This is a genomic window from Rhodococcus gordoniae (assembly GCF_001646655.1).
Taxonomy (GTDB): Bacteria; Actinomycetota; Actinomycetes; order Mycobacteriales; family Mycobacteriaceae; genus Rhodococcus; species Rhodococcus gordoniae.
Window position 1 is genome coordinate 1 of the sequence record NZ_LPZN01000093.1, and the last position, 2,676, is coordinate 2,676.

1 protein-coding gene is annotated in these 2,676 nt (G+C 70.9%); it reads left to right on the forward strand.

Annotated elements, in window-relative coordinates; genetic code table 11:
• Positions 1-2,656: translation initiation factor IF-2 (gene infB / locus A8G18_RS22010; RefSeq protein ID WP_064065556.1), on the forward strand; the 2,656-nt coding region annotated here is incomplete at its 5' end.
• Between the last annotated feature and the right edge of the window lie 20 nt (positions 2,657-2,676).

Here is a 2,676-nt window from a genome sequence, read left to right on the forward strand (position 1 = left end):
TCCTGCGAGCCCGGCCCCCGCGGCCGAGACCGCGCGTCCCAAGCCGGGCGCGCCGAAGCCGGCCGCTCCCAAGCCGGCTCCGGCACCGGAGGAGAAGCCCGCGGCTCCCGCGCCGCAGGCGCCCGCCGCCGAGGCGGCACCCCAGGCCCCGGCTGCGCAGGCGCAGGCTCCCAGCCCGACGCCGCAGGCCCCCGCGGCCAAGCCCGGCCCCAAGCCGGCCGGTCCGCGTCCGGGTCCGAAGACCCCACGCGTCGGTAACAACCCGTACTCCTCGGCTCCGGCCGAGCGTCCCGCTCCGCGTCCGGGTGGACCGCGTCCCGGCCCGGGCGGACCGCGTCCGGCTCCCGGTCAGGGCGGCCCCCGCCCGACGCCCGGACAGGGACGTCCCGCGGCGGGCCCCGGTGGCCCGCGTCCCGCTCCCGGTCAGGGCGGCCCCCGGCCGGCTCCCGGTCAGGGCGGTCCTCGTCCCGCTCCCGGTCAGGGCGGACCCCGTCCGTCCCCGGGTTCGATGCCTCCGCGCCCCAACCCGGGTGCGATGCCGCAGCGTGCTGCACGTCCGGCCGCGTCCGGTCGCCCGGGTCGCCCCGGCGGAGCTCCCGGTGGACGTCCCGGCGGCGGTGGCGGCGGTTACCGCGGTGGCGGTGCCGGTGGCGGCGGCGGCGCACCTGCCGGTGCAGGCGCTCCCGGCGGTTTCCGTGGTCGCCCCGGTGGTGGCGGCGGTGGCCGCGGTCGCGGCGGTGCAGCCGGCGCGTTCGGTCGTCCCGGTGGTGCTCCGCGTCGTGGTCGCAAGTCGAAGCGGCAGAAGCGGCAGGAATACGATTCGATGCAGGCGCCGTCGGTCGGCGGCGTGCGGTTGCCGCGTGGCAACGGCGAGACCATCCGTCTCGCTCGCGGCGCGTCGCTGTCGGACTTCGCCGAGAAGATCGACGCCAACCCGTCGGCCCTGGTGCAGGCACTGTTCAACCTCGGTGAGATGGTCACGGCCACTCAGTCGGTGAACGACGACATCCTCGAGCTGCTCGGCTCGGAGATGAACTACGTCGTGCAGGTCGTCTCGCCCGAGGACGAGGACCGCGAGCTGCTCGAGTCGTTCGACATCCAGTACGGCGAGGACGAGGGCGGCGAGGAAGACCTCCGCCAGCGTCCGCCGGTGGTCACCGTCATGGGTCACGTCGACCACGGCAAGACCCGCCTGCTCGACACGATCCGTAAGGAGAACGTCGGCGAGGGCGAGGCCGGTGGCATCACCCAGCACATCGGTGCCTACCAGGTGATGACGCACCTCAACGGTGAAGATCGCCTGATCACCTTCATCGACACCCCGGGTCACGAGGCGTTCACCGCTATGCGTGCTCGAGGTGCCAAGTCGACGGACATCGCGATCCTCGTGGTCGCCGCCGACGACGGCGTCATGCCGCAGACGGTGGAGGCGATCAACCACGCGCAGGCCGCGGACGTCCCGATCGTGGTCGCGGTGAACAAGATCGACAAGGAGGGTGCCAACCCTCAGAAGATCCGTCAGCAGCTCACCGAGTACGGGCTGGTCGCGGAGGAGTACGGCGGCGAGACCATGTTCGTCGACATCTCCGCGAAGCAGAACCTGCACATCGAGCAGTTGCTCGAAGCGGTGCTGCTCACCGCTGATGCAGCACTCGATCTGCGTGCCAACCCGGACATGGAGGCGCAGGGCGTCGCCATCGAGGCGCACCTCGACCGCGGTCGCGGTCCGGTGGCCACAGTGCTCATCCAGCGCGGCACCCTGCGGGTCGGCGACTCGATCGTCGCCGGCGATGCCTACGGCCGCGTGCGCCGCATGGTCGACGAGCACGGTGAAGACGTGCTCGAGGCACTGCCGTCGCGTCCGGTCCAGGTCGTCGGCTTCACCTCGGTGCCCGGCGCCGGCGACAACCTGGTCGTCGTCGAAGAGGACCGCATCGCGCGTCAGATCGCCGACCGGCGTAATGCCCGCAAGCGCAACGCGCTTGCAGCACGCAGCCGCAAGCGCATCAGCCTCGAGGACCTCGATGCCGCGCTCAAGGAGCACAACGAGCTCAACCTCATCCTCAAGGGCGACAACTCGGGTACCGTCGAGGCCCTCGAAGAGGCGCTCATGGGTATCGAGATCGACGACGAGGTGCGCCTGCGGGTCATCGACCGCGGTGTCGGTGGCGTCACCGAGACCAACGTCAACCTCGCTGCCGCGTCGAACGCCGTGATCATCGGCTTCAACGTCCGCGCCGAGGGCAAGGCCACCGAGCTCGCGAACCGCGAGGGTGTCGACATCCGCTACTACTCGGTCATCTACCAGGCGATCGACGAGGTGGAGAAGGCCCTCAAGGGCATGCTCAAGCCGATCTACGAGGAGGTCGAGCTCGGCCGCGCCGAGATCCGCGCGATCTTCAAGTCGTCGAAGATCGGCAACATCGCGGGTTGCCTCGTGCAGTCCGGCATCGTCAAGCGCAACGCGAAGGCCCGCCTCATCCGCGACAACAACGTCGTGGCCGAGACGGTCACCATCTCGTCGCTGCGCCGCGAGAAGGACGACGTCACCGAGGTCCGCGAGGGCTTCGAGTGCGGTATGACGGTCACCTACTCCGACATCAAGGTCGGCGACGTGATCGAGGCGTACGAGTTGCGCGAGAAGCCGCGCGACTGATCCACCCGCGGCCGTGGCGG